The sequence below is a fragment of the Gottfriedia sp. NPDC056225 genome (assembly GCF_042267765.1).
Lineage (GTDB): Bacteria > Bacillota > Bacilli > Bacillales > Bacillaceae_G > Gottfriedia.
In genome coordinates this window covers 1-20,319 of record NZ_JBHJTJ010000017.1, presented here as the reverse complement: position 1 = coordinate 20,319, position 20,319 = coordinate 1, and the positions used below count along the sequence as shown (strand labels likewise).

At 32.2% G+C, this 20,319-nt stretch carries 25 protein-coding genes; 20 read left to right on the top strand and 5 right to left on the bottom strand.

Going from position 1 to position 20,319, the window contains the following annotated elements; all coding sequences use genetic code 11:
• Positions 1–30 precede the first annotated feature (30 nt).
• The 6 genes from ctaD (at position 31) to ACFCYN_RS12890 (ending at position 6,147) form a co-directional block, all read left to right on the top strand.
• Positions 31–1,887 carry a cytochrome c oxidase subunit I gene (gene ctaD, locus ACFCYN_RS12915; protein WP_172445334.1) on the top strand — a complete coding sequence of 619 codons (1,857 nt, stop codon included), beginning with the start codon at positions 31–33 and terminating at the stop codon, positions 1,885–1,887.
• A complete protein-coding gene (ctaE, locus tag ACFCYN_RS12910) occupies positions 1,887–2,507 on the top strand; it encodes a cytochrome c oxidase subunit III (RefSeq protein ID WP_098117685.1) in 621 nt (206 codons plus the stop codon). Before ctaD ends, ctaE begins: the two co-directional genes overlap by 1 nt.
• Positions 2,508–2,511: 4 nt before the next feature.
• A complete protein-coding gene (gene ctaF / locus ACFCYN_RS12905) occupies positions 2,512–2,847 on the top strand; it encodes a cytochrome c oxidase subunit IVB (protein ID WP_172445333.1) in 336 nt (111 codons plus the stop codon).
• Positions 2,848–3,155: 308 nt separating this feature from the next.
• Positions 3,156–3,998, top strand: a complete 843-nt coding sequence (locus ACFCYN_RS12900; protein WP_375949746.1) for a LysR family transcriptional regulator — start codon at positions 3,156–3,158, stop codon at positions 3,996–3,998.
• Between the two features lie 773 nt (positions 3,999–4,771).
• Positions 4,772–5,671, top strand: a complete 900-nt coding sequence (gene ctaG, locus ACFCYN_RS12895; RefSeq protein ID WP_375949684.1) for a cytochrome c oxidase assembly factor CtaG — start codon at positions 4,772–4,774, stop codon at positions 5,669–5,671.
• 11 nt (positions 5,672–5,682) lie between these two features.
• Positions 5,683–6,147 carry a DUF420 domain-containing protein gene (locus ACFCYN_RS12890; RefSeq protein ID WP_172445330.1) on the top strand — a complete coding sequence of 155 codons (465 nt, stop codon included), beginning with the start codon at positions 5,683–5,685 and terminating at the stop codon, positions 6,145–6,147.
• 58 nt (positions 6,148–6,205) lie between these two features.
• Here ACFCYN_RS12890 and ACFCYN_RS12885 read toward each other — a convergent pair whose 3' ends face one another.
• Positions 6,206–6,577, bottom strand: a complete 372-nt coding sequence (locus tag ACFCYN_RS12885) for a YugN family protein (RefSeq protein WP_098117676.1) — start codon at positions 6,575–6,577, stop codon at positions 6,206–6,208.
• A gap of 266 nt (positions 6,578–6,843) precedes the next feature.
• On the opposite strand from ACFCYN_RS12885, the gene ACFCYN_RS12880 reads away from it, so the two are divergent.
• The 6 genes from ACFCYN_RS12880 to ACFCYN_RS12855 all read left to right on the top strand — a co-directional run bounded on the left by ACFCYN_RS12880 (position 6,844) and on the right by ACFCYN_RS12855 (position 10,517).
• Positions 6,844–7,797 carry a CAP domain-containing protein gene (locus tag ACFCYN_RS12880; RefSeq protein ID WP_375949682.1) on the top strand — a complete coding sequence of 318 codons (954 nt, stop codon included), beginning with the start codon at positions 6,844–6,846 and terminating at the stop codon, positions 7,795–7,797.
• Positions 7,798–7,913: 116 nt separating this feature from the next.
• On the top strand, positions 7,914–8,327 hold the full coding sequence (gene ylbD, locus ACFCYN_RS12875) for a spore coat protein YlbD (protein WP_172445328.1): 414 nt from the start codon (positions 7,914–7,916) through the stop codon (positions 8,325–8,327).
• Between the two features lie 11 nt (positions 8,328–8,338).
• Positions 8,339–8,629 (top strand): YlbE-like family protein, encoded by a 291-nt coding sequence (locus tag ACFCYN_RS12870; protein ID WP_098117671.1) that lies wholly within the window; start codon positions 8,339–8,341, stop codon positions 8,627–8,629.
• A 64-nt stretch (positions 8,630–8,693) separates the two neighbouring features.
• Complete coding sequence (locus tag ACFCYN_RS12865; protein ID WP_172445327.1) at positions 8,694–9,266, top strand: histidine phosphatase family protein; 573 nt, start codon at positions 8,694–8,696, stop codon at positions 9,264–9,266.
• A gap of 61 nt (positions 9,267–9,327) precedes the next feature.
• On the top strand, positions 9,328–9,783 hold the full coding sequence (locus ACFCYN_RS12860) for a YlbF/YmcA family competence regulator (RefSeq protein WP_375949679.1): 456 nt from the start codon (positions 9,328–9,330) through the stop codon (positions 9,781–9,783).
• Between the two features lie 461 nt (positions 9,784–10,244).
• Complete coding sequence (locus tag ACFCYN_RS12855; RefSeq protein ID WP_172445325.1) at positions 10,245–10,517, top strand: YlbG family protein; 273 nt, start codon at positions 10,245–10,247, stop codon at positions 10,515–10,517.
• 144 nt (positions 10,518–10,661) lie between these two features.
• Here the strand turns inward: ACFCYN_RS12855 and ACFCYN_RS12850 are convergent, their stop codons facing one another.
• The gene (locus ACFCYN_RS12850) at positions 10,662–11,051 is read right to left on the bottom strand and encodes a DUF7147 family protein (protein WP_375949677.1); all 390 of its coding nucleotides are present in this window, start codon (positions 11,049–11,051) and stop codon (positions 10,662–10,664) included.
• Positions 11,052–11,418: 367 nt separating this feature from the next.
• Between ACFCYN_RS12850 and rsmD the strand changes: the two genes are divergently transcribed.
• Both rsmD and coaD read left to right on the top strand, forming a co-directional pair.
• On the top strand, positions 11,419–11,976 hold the full coding sequence (rsmD, locus tag ACFCYN_RS12845) for a 16S rRNA (guanine(966)-N(2))-methyltransferase RsmD (RefSeq protein WP_375949675.1): 558 nt from the start codon (positions 11,419–11,421) through the stop codon (positions 11,974–11,976).
• A 16-nt stretch (positions 11,977–11,992) separates the two neighbouring features.
• Positions 11,993–12,484: a pantetheine-phosphate adenylyltransferase gene (gene coaD / locus ACFCYN_RS12840; protein ID WP_172445324.1), complete on the top strand. Its 492-nt coding sequence runs from the start codon at positions 11,993–11,995 to the stop codon at positions 12,482–12,484.
• A gap of 52 nt (positions 12,485–12,536) precedes the next feature.
• Here coaD and ylbJ read toward each other — a convergent pair whose 3' ends face one another.
• Positions 12,537–13,763: a sporulation integral membrane protein YlbJ gene (gene ylbJ / locus ACFCYN_RS12835; protein ID WP_375949673.1), complete on the bottom strand. Its 1,227-nt coding sequence runs from the start codon at positions 13,761–13,763 to the stop codon at positions 12,537–12,539.
• A 176-nt stretch (positions 13,764–13,939) separates the two neighbouring features.
• On the opposite strand from ylbJ, the gene ACFCYN_RS12830 reads away from it, so the two are divergent.
• Both ACFCYN_RS12830 and ACFCYN_RS12825 read left to right on the top strand, forming a co-directional pair.
• The gene (locus ACFCYN_RS12830; protein WP_375949671.1) at positions 13,940–14,746 is read left to right on the top strand and encodes a patatin-like phospholipase family protein; all 807 of its coding nucleotides are present in this window, start codon (positions 13,940–13,942) and stop codon (positions 14,744–14,746) included.
• Entirely contained in the window at positions 14,721–15,746 is a 1,026-nt protein-coding gene (locus ACFCYN_RS12825; protein ID WP_375949669.1) for a SepM family pheromone-processing serine protease, read from the top strand. Before ACFCYN_RS12830 ends, ACFCYN_RS12825 begins: the two co-directional genes overlap by 26 nt.
• 40 nt (positions 15,747–15,786) lie before the next feature.
• Here the strand turns inward: ACFCYN_RS12825 and ACFCYN_RS12820 are convergent, their stop codons facing one another.
• Entirely contained in the window at positions 15,787–17,055 is a 1,269-nt protein-coding gene (locus ACFCYN_RS12820) for a nucleotidyltransferase (RefSeq protein ID WP_375949667.1), read from the bottom strand.
• 524 nt (positions 17,056–17,579) lie between these two features.
• Here ACFCYN_RS12820 and ACFCYN_RS12815 point away from each other — a divergent pair.
• From ACFCYN_RS12815 to ACFCYN_RS12800, 4 genes are all read left to right on the top strand, one after another.
• Positions 17,580–18,095 (top strand): YceD family protein, encoded by a 516-nt coding sequence (locus tag ACFCYN_RS12815; protein WP_172445319.1) that lies wholly within the window; start codon positions 17,580–17,582, stop codon positions 18,093–18,095.
• A gap of 55 nt (positions 18,096–18,150) precedes the next feature.
• On the top strand, positions 18,151–18,324 hold the full coding sequence (gene rpmF / locus ACFCYN_RS12810; protein WP_025672195.1) for a 50S ribosomal protein L32: 174 nt from the start codon (positions 18,151–18,153) through the stop codon (positions 18,322–18,324).
• Between the two features lie 160 nt (positions 18,325–18,484).
• A complete protein-coding gene (locus ACFCYN_RS12805; RefSeq protein ID WP_172445318.1) occupies positions 18,485–19,252 on the top strand; it encodes an enoyl-CoA hydratase/isomerase family protein in 768 nt (255 codons plus the stop codon).
• Between the two features lie 76 nt (positions 19,253–19,328).
• Positions 19,329–19,916, top strand: a complete 588-nt coding sequence (locus tag ACFCYN_RS12800; RefSeq protein ID WP_375949665.1) for an RsfA family transcriptional regulator — start codon at positions 19,329–19,331, stop codon at positions 19,914–19,916.
• A gap of 73 nt (positions 19,917–19,989) precedes the next feature.
• On the opposite strand, the gene ACFCYN_RS12795 is transcribed toward ACFCYN_RS12800, so the two are convergent.
• The coding region (locus ACFCYN_RS12795) for a GNAT family N-acetyltransferase (RefSeq protein ID WP_375949663.1) at positions 19,990–20,319 on the bottom strand (330 nt) is incomplete at its 5' end.

Genomic DNA, 20,319 nt, shown 5'->3' with positions numbered 1-20,319 from the left:
TAATGGATATGAAGCAAAGGGGGTAATACTGTGAGTTCTGTAGCGAAAAAGAAACCACTATTGTGGGACTACTTAACGACAGTCGACCATAAGAAAATTGCTATCCTGTATTTAATCGCAGGCGGATTCTTTTTCTTAGTTGGTGGAATGGAAGCGTTATTTATTCGTATACAATTAATTAAGCCAGACAACACCTTTTTAGTAGGTGATGCTTATAATCAAGTATTAACAATGCATGGTACAACAATGATTTTCTTAGCGGCAATGCCGATGATTTTTGCTTTCTTTAATGCGGTAGTACCTTTACAAATAGGTGCTCGTGACGTAGCATTCCCGTTTTTAAATTCTTTAGGTTTCTGGTTATTCTTCGTAGGTGGAGTATTCTTAAACTTAAGTTGGTTCTTAGGTGGAGCACCTGACGCAGGTTGGACATCATATGCGACACTAGCTCTACAAAGTAAATCTCATGGTGTAGACTTCTACTTATTAGGTCTACAAATTTCAGGTATTGGTACATTAGCAGGTGGTATTAACTTCTTAGCAACGATTATTAACATGCGTGCTCCAGGGTTAACTTACATGCGTATGCCACTATTTACTTGGACTGTATTTGTAACATCAGCACTTATTTTATTCGCGTTCCCGGCTTTAACAATCGGGTTAGCATTATTAATGTTTGATCGCCTATTTGGAACAGCATTCTTTGATGCTTCATTAGGTGGAAACTCAATGATCTTTGAACATTTATTCTGGATCTTCGGACATCCGGAAGTATATATTCTTATTTTACCGGCATTCGGTATCTTCTCTGATATCATCCCGGCATTCTCAAAGAAACGATTATTCGGATATTCTTCAATGGTATTCGCTACAGTATTAATCGGTTTCTTAGGATTCATGGTTTGGGCTCACCATATGTTTACAGATGGTCTTGGCGCAGTAGCAAATGCAATCTTCGCTGTTGCAACAATGGCAATTGCAGTTCCTACAGGGGTTAAAATCTTTAACTGGTTATTAACAATGTGGGGCGGACAAATTCGTTTTACAACTCCAATGCTTTGGTCAGTGGCATTTATTCCATCATTCGTACTAGGTGGGGTAACAGGTATTATGAACGCTGCAGCTCCTGCTGACTATCAGTTCCATGATAGTTATTTCGTAGTAGCTCACTTCCACTACGTAATCGTAGGTGGGGTAGTATTTGGTTTATTTGCTGGTGCACACTACTGGTGGCCAAAAATGTTTGGTAAAATCTTAAATGAAAAATTAGGTAAACTTACATTCGCTTTATTCTTTATCGGTTTCCATTTAACATTCTTTATCCAACATTTCTTAGGTTTAATGGGTATGCCTCGTCGTTACTTTACATACTTACCAGGACAAGGTTTAGATACTGGAAACATGATCAGCTCAATCGGAGCTATGTTCATGGGTCTTGCGACAATTGTAATGTTAATCAATGTAGTTTATACAGCAATTAAAGGTGAGAAGGCTGCTGCAGATGCTTGGGGTGTAGGTCGTACACTTGAATGGACAATCTCTTCTCCACCACCAGAATATAATTTTGCTCAAATTCCATATGTACGTGGATTAGACGCTCTATGGGTAGAGAAAATGGAAGGAAATGGCAAAATGACACCTGCTGAACCACTAGGTGATATTCATATGCCAAACTCATCTATTCTACCGTTCGTTATGTCAATAGGCTTATTTATTGCAGCATTTGGTGCAATGTATAATGACGAATTAAAGAACCATACAGCAGTTGGAGTATTAGTTCTTGGTTTATTTATCACTTTCGGTTCAATGTTCTTACGTTCTTGGATTGATGATCATGGATTCCATATCCATAAAGAAGATATAGCAGATGAGGGGGTTGAGGCATAATGGAAATGCAAAAGTTTACAGCTGAGACGTTTCCTCATAACCCTGAAAAAGCTACAGAAGAAGGTAAAAATAAATTCTTAGCATTCTGGCTATTTCTTGGTGGAGAAACTGTATTATTCGCATCATTATTTGGTACTTTCTTAGCATTAAGAAACTCTACTGCAGGTGGAGCTAGTGCTTCAGAAATGTTCGAACCTAAATTAGTATTCATTGCAACTATGTTACTTTTAACATCATCACTTACAAGTGTTTACGCAATGTATCACATGAAAAACTTTGAACACAAAAAAATGATGTTATGGTTAGGAATTACTGTTTTATTAGGTCTAGGATTTTTATTATTAGAAATTTACGAATTTAGACACTATATGCACGAATATCATTTTACAATTAAGAGTAGTGCATTTGGTTCTTCATTCTATACTTTAGTAGGAACGCATGGTGCCCACGTATTCGTTGGTTTACTATGGATCACTACTTTAATGCTTCGCAATGGTGGAAGAGGTTTAAATTTACACAACGCTCCAAAGTTCTATGTAGCTAGTTTATACTGGCACTTTATCGACGTAGTGTGGATTTTCATCTTTACAGTAGTATACTTAATGGGAATGGTGGGATAAGAATATGGGTGCAAGCTCTCATCAAGAACGAAATCAAGTTGAATTAAAGTATCACCGTCGTAAACATGCAGAAGAAATGAAGCAACAATTAATTTCATTCGCTTTAATGATTATATTAACTCTTGCATCATTTGCAGCAGTAATTTACCGAGATAAAATGGATCCATATTTTACAGTACCATTTATTTTATTACTTGCTGTTGTTCAATTAGTGTTCCAACTTTACTATTTCATGCACATGAAAAATAAAGGTCACAGCACACAAGCTTTCTTCCTATATTCAGGACTTACTGTTGCTGTTATTACACTATTGACATTCTTAACACTTATCTGGTTATGATGAAAAAAAAGGAAGTGAATTTTATTCACTTCCTTTTTTTATTTTTAGATTTTTAAAGAAGATTTTTAAAATGCTATATTGAAGTTTAAATGAAGGACTTCATGGTTTAATCGTTTTTCTTGTTAATTGAACTACTCCAACTTTAGTTGCATAATGAATGTGTTCATTTATAATACACCACTTTTTCCTTTTGAGAATGTATACAGTTTCAATTGAGTGAAAAAATAAATGTGTAAACTAGTATCAGAGGAGAAATTATGAATTTTGAGCAGATGGAATATATAGTGAAAGTTGCAAGCTAGAAATCTATTCTTAAATCTGCAGAAAAATTATATATAACAAGTTCGGGACTTAGTCAATCAATCTCTCAATTAGAGACCGAATTGGGAATAACTATTTTTAACCGTTCAAGAAAAGGAACATTTCCTACTGAAGAAGGAAAGATTTTAATTAATAGAGCTAGTGAAGTATTACAAATTATTAGTAAGTTAAATGAAGAGTTATTTGATTATAAAAACAACAAAAAGGTACATTTGAAAATAGTAGCTACTCCTACTTTCTCAACTGTACTTCAACGTGCATTGAACAGAATTAATGTTGAGCACCCTAACGTAACAATTGATATCGAGGAAAAAGATCCAGCATTAATAATGGAAACGATTAAACACACTGAATATGACTTTTGCTTTTTCCCTCAAGATTTAGAAATATTAGAGAGTGAAAAAAATATTAACTATGATTTAATTCGGACTGATCAAGTTCATGTTATTGTTAGTAAAAACTCCCCACTCTATCATTTTCAATTCGTAACACAAGCTGATGTATTAAACATGGAAACAGCATGCTATTCAATCTATTCTAATTATTATTATTCTAAGTTAATTAAGAAGAATAAAAATAAAATCAAGTTTACTACAAACAGCATGAGTATTCTTACAGAGGCTGTTAAAGAACATAAAGTATTTGTCTATTCAAACGAGTCAGGAGCTAAATTCCATCCGGACATTATCAGTGGTATTATAAAATCTATACCTTACAAAGAAAACAATGAATTCGTTTTTAAAGATTTGTGGGTGGTCTATCCTAAAAATAAAAAACTTACTGACATAAGCAAAATATTTATCGAAATCGTTAAAGAATTAGCCATGTAATGATACGTGGCTCAAGTTGTTGAAAAAAGAGCTTGGCAATTTATTATGATGTTGATTTCCGCTACAGGATGCTCCCTTTCCATAGGTCGAGACCTTGAGCCTCCATTAGCGCGCCTACGCGGGGTCTCAGGCTTCCCGCATTTCCCATAGGAGTCGAGCACCCTTTCGTTCCAATCAGCCTCGGTAAAGAACTTTATTAATACCCTTTAATTTGAGAAAAATAGTATTTAATTACTCCGACTGTTTGCCAACCTCTATTTAATAAACAAATAATTTGAACGTAGCCTTCTAACATTTATCTTCCTGAATATTTAAAAATAAAAAAAAATAATAGAAATAAATATTTAACTATTGACCGTTATATATATAATCACTTTAGATACGTATCTCTTGTTTTATTTAATATTTTTCAAGTCAAACTAGCCATACTTTATTTAATTTAATAAAGACTAAATTGCATCTAACCTAGTTTGTTCAAGACATGTAATCTAACTTGGTTAGCAAGATACTATAAATCATTTAAATAAGCATAACGTTTTCACATAGTATTTTAATTTGAATAAAACGTTATTACTGTTATAATTTAGTAGTATAATAGTTTGGATAATTTCATCAAATATTATATGATAGTCATAATGCATAAATTTTTTTTGCCTTGTAAAGGTTTTTGTGAAAAGCCCCAAAAACTATAATAATTTTACATAGTCCAATATTAATTTAAGCATTAGGTAAAAATAATAAGTGTGAATAGAATAAATAAAGGGTGTGCATTCATGATTAACTTAGGGATGTTCGGGTTTAAAGCACTTTGGAGTCCGTATTTATTTGTGTTTTTAGTTTTAGTCACTTTGGGGTATTTTTACATAATTAATAAATACAAAGATAAAGAACACATAACTGAAACTAAGCAAAAAGTGTATTTTATTCTTGGAATTTTGTTAGTTTATATTGCCCAAGGTAGCCCAATTGATTTAATAGGTCATATTATTTTTAGTGCTCATATGACTGAAATGGCTGTTTTATATTTAGTTGCACCAATCTTTTTAATTATTGGTATTCCAAATTGGTTATGGAGTAACATACTTAAACCAAAGATCGTTAATGCTTTCTTTACGATTGCTACCAAACCATTAATTGCTTTAATTATTTTTAATGTAGTATTTTCTATTTATCATTACCCACTTGTATTTGATACTGTAAAAACGAATACAGTCTATCATTTCTTATTTACAAATATATTATTTTTCATGGCAGTATTTATGTGGTTTCCTGTTATTAATAACTTACCAGACAGACAAACTTTATCCGATATTCAAAAGATCGGTTATATGTTCGGAAATGGTATTTTATTAACACCAGCATGTGCACTTATCATATTTGCAGGACATCCATTTTACGCAACTTATAATGATCCGGCAGTGTGGAGTAAGGCGATGCAATTGTGCGTATCACCTGATTTACTAAAATCGTTAAATATATCTGGTCCAGAAGTATTTAACTTTATGTCTGCTAGAGAAGATCAGCAGGTTGGCGGGGTTATTATGAAAATTATCCAGGAAATAGTTTATGGCTGTGTTATAGGGTATAATTTTTTCAAGTGGGCTAGAAGAGAACAAAATGGAAATAAAATTGATCCAATCAGTAGTAATCCATTATTGCTTAAAAAATCGTAGGGGTGGAAATTTTGAATTCGTTACCAATTTTACCGACAATAAGTACAAGCTTTATTGTCATTAGTGCTATATTTGTTGCAATTGGCTGGTATCTTATTGCCAAAAGAAAAGTAGAGGCACATAAGAAAGTTATGTTCTTCGGTGGAGTTTTTGCACTTGCATTCTTCATTATATACGCAACACGAACAATCTTTATTGGGAATACTTCTTTTGGGGGACCAAAAAGCTTAAAACTGTATTACCATCTATTTTTATTTTTCCATATATTCTTAGCTACTACAGGCGGGGTATTTGGTCTAGTATCAATTATTTCAGGGTATAAAAACAAATTGAAGCTTCATAAAAAAATTGGTCCAGTTACAAGTGTTATTTGGTTTTTTACAGCAATTACTGGAGTGATCGTATATAGCTTACTGTACGTATTCTACAAAGGCGGAGATACTACTTCAGTTATTAAAGCTGTTTTAGGATTTTAAAAAAATAAAAGAGTGAGTAATGGAAGTTGTACTTCTTTTTACTCACTCTTTTTAATAATTATAGAATAATGAACTTACTTACAAGAGAAATTTGCTCTTCTGCTTTTTTAAGTAAGCTTTCACTTTTTTCAACGATACTTTCTGGGAAGTTCTCACCTTCACCGTATTCTACACCGTGCGGATAATAGTATTTACCTAAAAGTGGAGTAAGTAATTGGATTTTACCTTTACTTGACTCAACATGTCCTTCAACAGCGTACCCTTGAACACGTAGGTAGTATATTTCGTTACGTTGTTCAAATTTATAATCGTAAGTTACTCTTTGGTAATCCCATTGACCTGCAAGGACAAAGCCTAGTTCTTCCATGATTTCAGTTAATAAATTTACATTTACTACATGATTTTCTAAATTTGTATTCTCAAATTTCATGTTATTACCCCCTAAATTACTTAGAAAAAATCCCTACTAATATAATATTATCAATGACAATAATTAGCAATGAAAAGCTGATAAATGTATTTTAACTAATTTATATATTTTTTTGAATAATTTGGCTACAATGGATATATAAAGTTAGAGTTAACAATTGGGAAGGGAAGATATTAATGGAAAAGCTTATAAAACTTTTCTTTTTTACAATAAGTTTTATAACGGTTTTTATGTTCAGTCCACTTATTAAAGAGTGGATAACCAATGTGTCCTCGTTAAAACATTATCAAAGAGTAGAAGATGTGAATATGCCAATGATTGAAAACGCAAGTACTAAAAATGTAAAATATTCTGTATCTCAGTATATTGGTAAAAGCGAACAAGAAATCATAAAAAATTTTGGAAAACCGTCAAGAAAAGTTCCCTCTCAATATGACTATGATTGGTTAGTTTATGATTCAAATGCTTCAAAGTATACTCAATTTGGTGTACTAAACGGTAAAGTAGTAACAGTTTTTGTTGCCGGTAATGATGTAGATATCTCACCATTTATAATGGGAAGCCACTATGAAGAAACAATGGACAATGTGACAGTCCACGATAAAGTTTCATTTTCGATTTTAAATAATCAATATACTTTTAAATTAACACCGTCAGATTTACATGAACGACCTCTAGTATCATTAAGTAATTGTTTTGCTCAACTTTATTTTGACCGTTTTACTGGCAGTTTATTAGGTATTCGTTATTTATCACCTGAAACTTTAGTTAAACAAAAACCGTACGAGCTAATTTATAGTGGAAATTTAATAAACGCTAAAAAATTAAATACACTTCAAGAAGCAATTGTAGATCGTGAAGAGGAAAAAATGATATTTAATTTGACGAACGTCTATCGAAAAAGAATGAATTTAAGTACTTTAAAATGGAATAGTGAGGCTGCTAAAGTAGCTCTAGGTCATAGTAAAGATATGGTTCAAAATAAATATTTTGATCACTATTCAAATTTATATGGCAGTTTATCTGATCGCTTAAACGATGCAAATGTTCCATATAGATTAGCTGGTGAAAATATTTCAGCTAATTATGTAGACGGTATTGCATCTGTTTATGGATGGATCAATAGTAAAGGTCATCGAGAGAATATGTATAAGAAAGAATATTCTACACTTGGTGTTGGTGCCTTTAATAAATATTACACTCAAAATTTTATAAAATAATGACTAAAATCAAGCAAAAGCGAAAGTTGGTGCTTGATTTTTTTATTTCCATACAAGCACAAAATTATTCATTAGACATAATTTTGTAGTAAATGCTTTTAATTGGAGTGATACGAATGGGAAATGAAAATAGTCGTCCATCGATCGAACAATTTAGGCAATTCGTTATGGAGCATCCGAAACTGCGAGAAGAAGTAAAAACAGGAAATAAAACATGGCAGCAATATTTTGAGGACTGGTACTATAAAGGTGAAACCGATGAGATGTGGGATGATTTTAGGAATGATGGTAGCAAAAAGTCCGAAAAGAAAACTGCCAAAAAAGAAGAATCAGAAGAAGGGTATGTTGGAAAGGTCATTTCATTTGTAAAAAATTTAGATCCAGATCAAATACAAGACCATCTATCAAATGTAAATTCAACATTATCTAATATACAACAACTAATTTCGCAATTTAAATCTCCAGCTACTTCAACTAGTCAAAGAGAAGAAAAGCCAGCTTCACAACAATTTAATTTTAGACAGGATTGAGGAGATCTCTAATGAGAAAAGATATTTTAGAATTTCTTCAGAGTGAAGAAGATTATATTAAATATATTAGACAACAGCCTAAATGGTATCGCAAACTTGCTAGAAATCCTGAGCTAACAAATGAATTTAGACTGGCATCACTTGAATTCTTTGGTAAAACAATTCCACAACGAGTTGATAAATTGTCAAATCAAGTTCAAATGGCATCATTTATGATTGACATGTTCCAAGTATTTAAAGAACAGCAAGATGTAAGTAGCGAAACTTCGGATAATGAACCGAAGGAAGATAAAAAAGATTAATAGTTCAATCTGTCATAGCTTTTTGCTACAATGGAGAAAGCAAGTTTCGAAAGGAGTAGTAGTTATGACAGAAATTTGTTTAGTAAGACATGGACAAACTGATTGGAATTTTAACAATATTATTCAAGGAAGAGAAGATATTCCTTTAAATATGATTGGTAAGCAGCAGGCTAAGGATAGCGCACTATACTTAAGTAATCAAAAGTGGGACACGGTTATAACAAGTCCGTTAGTTAGAGCGAAGCAGACTGCAGCGGCAATTGCGGAGTTTGCTAAAATTGATGAAATAATTGAAGATGAGCGATTTTTGGAAAGAGAATTTGGTGAAGCGAGTGGAAAACCTGTTTCCGATTATCACGAAAACATTTATAATAATAATGTAGAAGGAATGGAAACAAACGAGGAATTAATTGAACGAGCATTTAATGCATTAAAAGAAATTGCTCAAACCAATGAAGGAAAGCGTGTTGTGATTGTTGCCCATTCACATACGATCAAAGCGATTCTACATGCGATTGATCCTGAAAAAGTTACTTTTAGGACAACTTTAAAAAATGCATGTGCGAATTTTATAGAATTCAAAGATGGAAAATGGAAGATAAATGAATTTAATATTTCTGATCATATAAAAGCTTAGGTCAAGTTCTTTTATTTAAGGATTTAAATGTGATATAGTTTACTCTTGGAGGTGTAAGGAAATGTATGCAACAATGGAAACCTTGCAACTTATTTCAGTCTCAGAAGAACTTGCTTCAATGATCGTACACTCAGATGTTGCAGATCAATATCGGGCTTCATATATTGCTTTAAATAATGATCTAACTGCTCAAGAGATCATTAGTCGTTTTACGAAAATGAAAGATTTATACGAGGATGTCCAACGATTTGGAAAATATCATCCTGATTATAAAGAAATTCGTAAAAAAATGAGTGAAGTGAAAAGAGAACTTCAATTAAATGATACAATCGTTGCTTTTAAGCAAGCGGAAGATGCAGTTCAATTACTTTTAGATGAGACAAGTTATTTAATTGCTCAGTCTGTATCACCATCAGTAAAAGTTCCTGCGGGAAATCCATTCTTTGTAAACACTGGTGGAGGATGTAGTACAGGTGGCTGTGGTACAGGTGGAAAGTGTGGATGTAAAACGAAGTAATAACATATTGATAGGCTCATTATTAAAGATAGTGAGTCTTTTTTTATTTACGAAACCTAGTGCAATTGGCACAGTTATTTCCACAACAAAACATTTTTTTATTTGGAACGTAAAATCGATGACTAAAAACATAATTGTTGTTGTCTTTTCTGACAAACTCGACTCGATAAATTAGTTTGAACTGTTCAGTAATTTTTTTCGAGCAAGAAATAAGGTGTTTTTTTATGGATTCATCAGTAAGTAAGTTGTCGGATTGGATATATATAAAATTTGTGCCACAAATTAGTTTGTTTGAATAGTTGGTAATTTGTTTATAATTTGAAATACAGCTAAAAAATTGCTCCCAAACATCATCTAACATAATTTTCAATCCTTTCTAAAAACTATTTATGAAAGTTTCGTTGCAAAAGAAATTTGGGATATGATATTCTATTTTTAACGGATTTTTAAAGGAGAAAGCTATGTTCGTGCAAAGACAAGGTATTATTATTTATTTACAATCATTAAAACAAGCAAAAATGTTACGTAAATTTGGAAATATTCACTTTGTCTCTAAACGTTTGAAATACGTAGTCCTATATTGCAATATGGACGATATAGATCGAACTGTAGAGAGATTGAAAAAATTTCATTTTGTAAAACGAATTGAATTATCATATAAACCTTTTATTAAGACTGAGTACGAAAACGCAAAACCAGATGAAGCAAAGGAATATGATTATCAAGTAGATTAAAAACGATTGAATGGTATTGATTAATTTAGGAAGGGAAATCCCAAACTTAAATTAAAAAACCGTTCAATCGTTTTTTTTTTTTAGGCAGGGATAAGGGTCTTAAACCCTATTCTTGCATGCCTTCTTTTACTTGCCCTAAGCCAATTACTTCATCGGTGGTATTAAGTGGTTTAATCGGAGTATACCGATTATGTATTGATGAAATAAATCATTTTCATGAAATGAACTAGAGTGTCTAATTTGTAATGTAATAATCTCTTTGTTTAAGGTTGTAGCTAATTCTTCACAAAGCTCTTCTCGCTTCGTTATTTTTTCTTCTTTTAGTGTAATACCCTCTCTACAATAATATATTGGTTGAAATTCCCCAATAGAAGTAGGGTTTAATATAACTGCAAATGAGCAGCATTTTGTGCCATTGTTTTCAGATGTAAATTTAAGAAGATGTTTAACTCGATCTTTTTGCGATGTAGCAATTTCAAAAAGCTCATATAGATCCGAGTATCCTTCTCCAATTTCAATCATGCGTTGAATCATGAGTGCTCCCCCTTAAAACATAAATACGTTTATGTGTGTCTAAAATAGTGATGATGACAAATGCAACATTTATTCTACAGGATTCAGGCATAAAAAAAAACCCCGCAAATGCAGGGCCCCTCTTATTAAAGTGTAATCACTAAAAAAGAAGGCAAAGGGAGAGGAGAAACCGGAGGAAGAACTTATGGGGAAACGTAAGTCTTCTCCGCGGTTGGCAACAACATCAACTGAGATGTTGTTAAAGTTAGTTATTACCAAAGTGAATGATTTTATACATTAGTAGGAGAATATGGAAAGAAATGTTTTTGTTTCTGGAAAATTGTGATAGGATATTTTCGTAAAAGAAATAAATAGTAGGTGTAAATTTATGAGAGTAGTGTCAGGTAAAAATAAAGGTTTAAGTTTAAAAGCAGTTCCTGGAATGAGTACTAGACCAACAACTGATAAAGTAAAAGAAGCAATGTTTAATATTATTGGTCCATATTTTGAAGGTGGTATAGCACTAGATTTATTTGGTGGAAGTGGCGGGCTATCGATTGAAGCTCTAAGTAGAGGGATGGAAAAAGCAATTATCGTTGACCGTGAAATGAAAGCTATTAAAACGATTAAAGAAAATTTAGCAACTTGTAATCTGTCAGATCGTGCGGAAGTATATAGAAATGATGCTGAGAGAGCTGTTAAAGCCATTATTAAAAGAGAAATTCAATTTGATTTAATTATTTTAGATCCACCATATAAAAAGCAACAAATTGTTTCATTAATTGAAACTTTTGAGGATAAAAATCTACTTGCTTTAGATGGGACTATTTTGGTAGAACATGCCACTGATATCGAATTACCAGAAAAAATAGGGAAATTTAAACGAACAAAAGCAGAAAAATATGGAATTTGTGGCGTATCAGTGTATCATAATTGTATGGAGTAATTTTAGGGGGTAAGAGATGAAACGTGTTGCAGTTTGTCCTGGAAGTTTTGATCCAATTACTTTAGGGCATTTAGATATTATTAAGCGTGGAGCAAGAGTATTTGATGAGGTCATTGTTGTTGTATTAAATAACTCTGCTAAAAATTCTTTATTTACTTTAGAAGAAAGAACAGAATTAATTGCTGAAGCAACTAAATCTATATCGAATGTGCGTGTTGATTCATTTAGTGGATTATTAATGGATTACGCGAAAAAAATAAATGCTTCTGCGATTTTGAGAGGTCTTAGAGCGGTATCAGACTTTGAATATGAGATGCAAATTACAGCGATGAACAAAAAACTAGTAGATGAAATTGATACTTTTTTTGTCATGACAAATAATCAATATTCATTTTTAAGTTCTTCAATTGTGAAGGAAGTCGCGAAATACGGTGGTAATGTTAAAGATTTAGTTCCTGAATGTGTGAACAATGCATTAACAGATAAATTTTTGAAACCTCAAGTTTAATTTAAACTGAGGTTTCTTTTTTTTCTTTTAGTTGGTTAAATAATTGCAATTATTATTTAAGATCATATCTTTTGTTGAGCGTTTTATAAATTAAGATGATGACATAAATGTAGAGGGAGATTAGTGTAATCATTGAACCTATTGAAATCATTGATTCAATATTAAGATGTTTCTCCGTAAAAATTTTAATAACAGGTAAAGTATTATTCGTAACATTAGCAGTTAGCTGATCAAGATAAAGTGGCTTCCAAAAAATAATTGCTAATATTGGTGCGATACCTGATTGCAGTAATCGTCCGATTAAATAAGGTTTAATACTCATCTTTACTTCGGAAATGATACTTGCTACTTGTGCTTGTATTGAAAATCCACCAAATCCTAATATGAAGCTTGTTAAAGCTACTTGCTGTAATAAAGTACTATTGTTTAATTCGCTTACTAATTTAGATCCTAAAGTAATTTCAAATAATCCAGATAAAAAAGGAGTAGATAAATTTTGATTTACGCTTAAATTTGAAAAACAATACGCGACTATTTTTCCTACATTCGTAATAAATCCAATTTTTAGTAAAAGCATATTTAAAACAGAAAAAACAATTATAAATCCACCAATCATTAATAATGTCTGCACGGAAGAAGCAATTGCATCACCAAGTATTTTTCCAATCGGTCGTTTTTCGCTTAACCGTTTCTCATGCATTACTTTAAAAGCGTATTTAAAGCGGTTAGAATGGATTCTTTCTGCGCGGGAGTAGTTAGGTTGTTTGCTACCGTAAAACCTCATGATGAGGCCAACAATCGCGTTAGATAAATAATGGCTTACGGCAAGTACGATTCCGATTTTTGCATTATGAAAAAAACCGACAGATATTGCTACAAAAATAAATAATGGATTAGAAGAATTTGTAAACGAATTAAGTCGCTCGGCCTCTAATTTTGTTATTTCCCCATCTTTATATAGTTTAGCTGAAAGTTTTGCACCAGAAGGAAATCCAGAAGCCATCCCCATCGCCCAAACGAAAGCTCCAACCCCTGGAACTCTGAATAGAGGCCGCATAATAGGTTCTAAAAATACACCTATAAATTGAACAATTCCAAAGCAAATTAGCAGTTCACTTAATATGAAAAATGGAAGTAAAGATGGAAACACAATTCCCCACCACATATTTAATCCTCTAACCGAACCTTTAAACGCAACATCTGGATGCAAAATAATCGTGGCTGTTAGAAATATGAGTATTAAAAAAATTAGAAAAGTAATGAAATAACTTTTTTTCACATATAAACCTCCAAAGAAAGATAGACTCAAAAAACATTTAGATTTTTGTCTATTGTAGTAGGACCAATAAAAAATAAATAAGATAGTAATATATGTATAAAAAAAACTTGTACAATTTAATATACGTTGATGGAATTCAATTTTAGACCAAAGAGTTTAATTGGAGGGGAAACAACTTGGAACCGAAAATTGGTTTAGCATTAGGTTCAGGTGGAGCTAGGGGGTTTGCGCATGTTGGTGTAATTTCGGTTTTAAAAAAGCATAATATTCCTATAGATTTGATTGCAGGGAGCAGTATAGGTGCTTTAGTTGCTGTATTATACGGGGCTGGTACGAATGTTGAGCGACTGTATAAAATTGCGAGAGTATTTCAATCAAAATATTATATTGACTATGTTGTTCCGAAGATGGGGTTAATTTCTGGAAACAGGGTAAAAGAACTAATCAAGGTGCTTTCTTTTGGTAGGAAGCTTGAAGATTTAGATTTACCAGTATCAGTTGTCGCAACAGACTTATTAACAGGAGAAAAAATCGTATTTCAAAAAGGCGATATTGCTACTGCGGTCCGCGGAAGTATTTCAATACCTGGAATTTTTGTACCCGAAACCTGGAATGGTAAACTTTTGGTTGATGGTGGAGTAATTGATCGTATCCCTGTTTCGGTTGTAAAAGAGATGGGAGCGGATTTTATTATTGGAGTAGATGCGTCACCAATTAAGGTTAGTGGCGAAGTTTCAACAATTTATGATGTCATCATGCAGAGTATTGAAATAATGCAACATGAGCTCGTTAGAAATAGAGAAGTCGTATCGAATATCATGATTAGGCCTAAATTAGATCATATTAATTCTAGAAACTTTACAGATCTCGAAAATGTAATCAAAATCGGAGAAGAAGCTACAGAAGCATTAATTCCAGAAATTTTTGAAAAGATTGAGCAGTGGAAGGAGAAAAATAGTGAAAAAAAGGATAAGAATTCTTAATGTACTATTAGTTGTTGGTATTACACTAATTCTATTGTATTTCATTCCTTTACATTATTATGTGACAAAACCTGGCTTAGCTGAGCCTCTTAGACCTTATGTTAAAGTTGATGGTGCTAAGAAAGATAAAGGTGAATTCATGCTAACTACCGTAGCAATGGGAAAGGCAAATATATACTCCTATATAGCTACAAAGGTAAATGATAATTATCATCTTTACAAAATCGATGAAATTAAAGTAAAAGGTGAAAGCGATGAAGATTATCAATTTCGTCAATTAAGATATATGGAAGAATCAAAACAAGCTGCAATATTAAATGCATATAAACAGGCTCATAGAACTTATAAAGTTACGGAAAATGGGATTGTTGTTGTTTCAGTAATACATGATATGCCTGCATTTCATGTTTTAAAGCTAGGAGATGTCATTACAAAAATAAACGGAAAAGAAATCCGTACTTTAACTGATTTTACAAATACGGTTCAAGCTAGTAAGCCTGGTACTAATTTTAATTTGGAAGTAAACCGTGAAGGTAAAATCGAAAATTTTAATATAAAAACAAAAACATTTAAGGACGAACCAAATCGTGCTGGAATTGGTGTCTCGATTGCCGAAAATTTAGAGCTAACTACAAATCCAAAAGTTAAAATAAACTCTGAAGAAATAGGGGGGCCATCAGCGGGACTAATGTTTGCGTTAGAAATTTATGATCAATTAAAAGATGAGCATCTTGCCAAAGGACATGAAATAGCTGGTACAGGGACAATTGATATAGATGGGGTCGTCGGTCCAATTGGTGGGATCTCTCAAAAAATAATAGCTGCATCTGATGCTGGAGCAGAAATATTTTTTGCACCAAATGAAAATGGTAAAAAGAATTCGAATTATAATGAAGCTGTTAAAAGTGCAAAAAAACATAAGTTAAAAATGAAAATTGTACCGGTCAATACTTACAGCGATGCTATAACTTATTTAGAAAAGCTAAAAACAAAAAAATGAGGCAGGATCTCTTAATTCCTGACTCATTTTTTCATATGTTCTATGACCTACTAAATTGATTTGTAGTTTCATTGTATATAATCGGATACATAGCGAATTCAGTTTTTATTAATTTTTGCTGATTGCTTATAGGAAGAATTGATGCATAAGCATAAGTTGCCTTTAAATCAGTACTTAATTCTTTTTGATTTTGTTGATTAATGGTCGTATAGATTGGCACATCAATTAGCTTCTTTTTGCTATTTAAATAAGTTTTACCCATAGAGCTCATCCCGAGTAAACGGATATATGGTACACGATCTTTCTCTAATATTGCAGACATTTCGTTTTTGGAAGTGTTTGTTAATAAATGTGTTAACAATCGCTGGATTCTAGTCCAAGTATATCTTTTTGTTTTAATTGCTGTCATTAGCTCTTCAAAATCAAGACAGTTTAAAACTGAATTTAAAACTCTTCTTTCTAATCCTTCAACAGCTTCGTAAATTTCTTCAAGTTCTTCTTTTTTTGCAGTAGTTAATTTGTATTTTAAATATGGGAAATATTCATTCCAGGAATGAATTGTCCCAAACTCATTAATATAGTCCTCAATGGAATCTTTCGTAAAACTTGGCACAAAATCAGAAATTGTTTGGTTGTTTCCTTTTAGTATTTTTCGAATTGCCGTGGCACTAGCGATACTTTGATGATTCGTTTCTTCGTCATGATAATTGGCAGCAATACGTTGAATTGTACTACCTTCCATTTTACTTTTGAAATGTTCTATTGCCTCCAAATAATGTATCCCTAATATATTATTTGGAAGTGAGACATCTAAGTTAGCTGTTTCTAGATTTGTTTGTAATGCAGTACTATATGCTGCAGGATAACTTAAACCTTGATCAAGATAAGTACGAATACTTGAATTAATAGAAGAAGTGAGTTGTTTCTTTTGCTTAATTAACTCGTAAAAAGTTTCAATCTTTCCCTCTTCACTACCAAAACAAACGTAATCGCATTTTAGCGAATCAAGAATTGAAATAGCTCCTTTTGCAAAAATACTAGCATGTTGAGTTGAATAGCTATACGGTAGCTCAATAACAAGATCTGCCCCGGCTTGTAAAGCTAACTTAGTACGCACATGCTTTGGGACGACAGCGGGTTCGCCTCTTTGTAAAAATTGCCCACTCATAACAGCAATGACAACATCTGCATTTGTTGTATTTTTTGAACTAGTTAAGTGAAAAACATGACCATTATGTAAAGGGTTATATTCAACTACTACACCAACTGAACGCACTAAAAATGCACCTCCAATATTTACTAATTTCACGAATTTATACACTAAGAATACCAGTTTCGAGAAATAATTCGCAACCTAGTGTGAATTGTATTGAATTTTGTTGTAGAAAATAATATATTAGATAGGTTACATATTAAGAGCAAGATACACGATTTTTAGGGAAAAGGGCGGACAATTAATAATGTTTCAGTAGATGATTTATTGCAATCTTAGAAGGGAAACCTCTAAATGCATGTCGGGGCAATCAGTTACTAAAATTATTGTGATGTATTGCACCTGCTCTAGAAATTAGGAAGTGGAACCATAGCTTAAAATGTTTTGTTGGATAAAAAGTTAGCACTTTTGTCGTAAAAAGAAGTATGTACGATGACTAGCTTCCCATAGATCATAAGCCAATTTTCGTCTAAGATTAAACTGTAAATCTTAGCCAAAAATCGTCTTATGCTTTTCGAAGCTGAACAGTCGCCTCCACTTTTCTAATGTGTAAAGAAAAAATATTGACAAATGGTTTTAAGGAATATATAATTTTCATTGTTGCCTTGAGGTGGTTATTTATGAAATGGTCAGTGCACCAGTTGCAGAAATTAAGACATAAAGGTTTAAATTTAGATGAGACAATTGATATTAGTCAAATAAAGGAACGTAATCCTGAGATTCGAGAAGTTTCTCCAATTGAAGTTACTGGACGAGTTGATTTTGGAACGAACCGATATACGTTTCATTTAACAATAACTGGATATTTAATTTTACCTTGTGTAAGAACATTAGTTGATGTAAAATATCCTTTGTCGATTACCACAACAGAAACATTTTTTACAACAACTGAATGGAAAAGTGAAGATGAGAATTTTCACATCCTAGAGGGTGATGTGTTAGACTTAACCCCAGTGATTGAGGAATGTATCTTAGCTGAAATTCCAATGCAAGTTTTTGCTGAGGATATTGAAGGGAAAGAAACAGCTCCAACATCAGGAACAGATTGGGAAGTTAGGGAACATGTCGAAGAAGAGCAAAAAATTGACCCTCGACTTGCTGGATTAGCAAAATTTTTTGACAAACAAGATAATTGAGAAGTACCGGATAACCGGCTTCATAACAAACACTCACTTTAAGGAGGTGGGATCAATGGCAGTACCTGCAAGAAGAACGTCCAAAACTGTAAAAAGAAAGCGTCGTACGCATTTCAAATTAGCGGTACCTGGAATGGTTGAATGCCCAAACTGTAGCGAATTAACATTAGCACACCGCGTATGTAAATCATGCGGTCACTACAAAGGAAAACAAGTACTTAGCAAATAAGCTAGTCTTTAAAGAGCACATAGGAAACTATGTGCTTTTCCTTTTGTCCAAAAATTTCATTTACCATAAAAACCCACTTTCCTGAAAACCTGCCCTTTTTTAATTGCTGTATAGTATAATATAAACTATCAGAAAATTAGGAATAGGAAGTGAGATTGCAATGTCTGAAGTAATTACATATCAACGTGATGAAATAGATTATATCTTTTTAAATAGGCCAAATTACGGGAATTGCATAGATGAAGATACTGTTGAAAAACTTTCTGAAATTATCCAAGAGATCCGAATGAAATCTCAAAGCAAACTAGTTATTTTAACTGGTGAAGGTATGAAATATTTTTGTACCGGTGGAGATTTAAATACAATCTTGAAATTTAAAAATAATATAAAAGGATTAGAGTCCTTTAATTTAAAAATGTGTGAGGTAATTTATCAAATTGCAATGTTACCTCAAATTACAATCTGTTTTATTAATGGGTATGCATTAGGTGGCGGTTGCGAACTTGCAAGTGCATTCGACTTTAGATACGCAAATGACAATGCAAAAATAGGTTTTATACAAGGTAGAATGGGGATCCCAACATCGTGGGGTGGAGGGACTATACTTCAAGAAAAAATGAATCATCAAGATTGGATTACGCTATTATCATCCTCAAATATATACACCGCATATCAAGCTAAGAAAATAGGGTTTATACATGAACTAGCAAAAGATTTAACTAGTTTACATAATGAAAGCTTTATCAATTTATCTAAAGGTATTCCAGCACAAATTCATCATCAAAATAAGAAAATACTTATTCGTAAATGGACTGAACAAAATCTTAAGAAGCGAATGGAAGAAGAAGTTATTTCCGCAATGCCACTATGGTTTTCAGATGAACACATAAAAAATATTGAACAATTTACAAAAAAATTGGAAAAGTAATCTTCTACCTTCATTTTTTTGTGCATATGAATTAGTAAAATCTGCTTAATGCATAAGAAATTGGAGGGGATTGCAAATGGTTGCAAATCGCCAGGATGCATGGACAAAAGATGAGGATAACTACTTAGCTGAAGTAGTTTTAAAATCGATAAATGAAGGGTCAACTCAATTAATGGCATTTAAGATTGTTGCAAAGAGTTTATCAAGGACAGCTGCTGCATGTGGTTATCGATGGAATTCTTTTGTTAGAAAGTTTTATAAAGAAGAGATTGAAAATGCAAAAAATAGTAGTAAAAAACAACCTATATCTGAATCTGAAACAGAACTCGTAGTAGAAGAAATAACTAATCAGACTAATGATGTAGAAGTAGTAGAACCAACATCTGAAAGAGTTCAATCAGAAATAACTTTTGAATCAGTTTATAAATTCCTTGAGTATTTAAGATTAAAAGTTGATGCAGGTAGTAAAATAAAAGATCTTCAATCTTTAGAGAAAAAACTATTGAAATATAAACAAGAAAATGAGCAGTTGAAAATCGAAAAACAACAATTAACTGAAAAATTAAGTGAACTTCAAAATGAATATGAACATTTATTTGATTTCTTAGATCAAAAAAGGAAATTAGTAAGTGTGAGTTCTAAAAATGACACAAAAGTAAAATAAAAAACTCAACATCTCCAAATCGGGGATGTTGAGTTTTTTCATTAAGTAAGTATTAATTGTAATATATTTGTATTTAGTTGGATTCAGGCTTCCAAATAACAAATTGAGAATCAGATTCTATGAAGTTTAGCTTTTTCCAAAACTCATTTGAATTTGCTCTTGGAATCGTTTTGATTGTTTTATTAAAGGATTTAGCGAATTTTACTAATTCTTTTCCGTAACCTTTCTTTTGATAATAAGGAAGAACTTCCATCTTATTGATCTCAATAATTTCTTCATTATTTTCATTATGTGTATATAAGCTCATTCTGGCAATTAGTGCTTTACCTAAATAAATCCCATAAAAAGGAGATTGGAATTCGTTGTCAATTAAATTTGATTCAAGGTCTTCTAACATTGATAG